General features: G+C 74.8%; 1 protein-coding gene. It reads left to right on the top strand.

The genetic code is table 11. The features are described 5' to 3' along the window. Positions 1-182 precede the first annotated feature (182 nt). A complete protein-coding gene (locus ACFWBB_RS42630) occupies positions 183-1,073 on the top strand; it encodes a chaplin (RefSeq protein WP_385284712.1) in 891 nt (296 codons plus the stop codon). The last annotated feature ends 66 nt before the right edge of the window (positions 1,074-1,139 follow it).

The raw sequence follows: 1,139 nt of genomic DNA, 5'->3' as shown, positions 1-1,139 counted from the left end.
CCCGCGGGGTGGGCCCCCCCCCCCCGGGGCCCCGGGCGCGCGCCCCCGCCCCCCGGGGCCCGACCGGTCTTTTTTCCCGAAGGAAAAGCCGAAGAAGTCGAAAAGCCCGAGATGAATCGAACAGCTGCCATGATGCGGGCAATTCGGGACGCGTGACGAGATTGAAAGACAGGGATTCAGCAATGCGACAGGTCACCCGCAAAAGCCTTATGACCGTGGCGGCGGCGACGGGGGTGATCGCCGCAGCGAGCGGCTACGCCCACGCCGACTCCGCCGCGAACGGCGCCGCCACGGACTCGCCCGGCGTTCTGTCGGGCAACTCGGTGCAGGCTCCGGTCAACGTCCCCGTGAACATCTGCGGCAACACCGTCGACATCATCGGGGCGCTCAACCCGGCCTTCGGCAACTCCTGCGCCAACAAGGGCGGCGGCGCGAGGTCCGGCGGGTACGGCGCCCACCGGGGCGGCGGCGCGCAGTCCGGCGGATACGGCGACCACCAGGGCGGATACGGCGACCACCAGGGCGGTGGCGGCCGGGGCGGAAACCACGGCGGGAACCAGGGTGGAAGCCACGGCGGAAACCATGGCGGCTCCGGCGCGCACGGGGGCTCCGGAGGAGCGCACGCGGGCGGGTACACCGGTGGATCGCCCGGCGTCGGCTCCGGCAACCAGGTCCAGGCGCCGATCGACGTGCCGGTGAACGTGTGCGGCAACAGCGTCGACGTCGTCGGCATCCTCAACCCGTCGTTCGGCAACGACTGCGCCAACGGCAGCGGTTCCGACGCCCACACGCTCCCGTCCCGCGGCCACGGGACGCCGGGCGGGCCCGGGCACCAGGGCCCCGGCAAGCCGGGCGGGCCCGGACGGTCCGACTCGTCCGCCCCCGAGGGCGTGCCGTCCACCTCGCACCACGCGACGCCGGCGGGCGCCTCCGCCGTCCACCTGCCCGCCGCCCCCGCCGCGCAGCTCGCGCACACCGGCAGCGGGCTGCCGATGGGCCTCGTCCTGCCGGCCGGCGCGGGCGCGCTGCTCGCGGGCGCGGTGCTCTACCGCAAGGCGCGCCCCTCCGCGTGAGCCTGGGGAGTGCCAGCGACGGAGCGGGCCCCGCCTCGGCGGGGCCCGCAACGTTTACCGCGTATC

This window comes from Streptomyces sp. NPDC060000 (assembly GCF_042737375.1).
Classification (GTDB): domain Bacteria; phylum Actinomycetota; class Actinomycetes; order Streptomycetales; family Streptomycetaceae; genus Streptomyces.
Note: the sequence above shows the minus strand (reverse complement) of the source record. Positions and strands in the feature narration are given on the sequence as shown.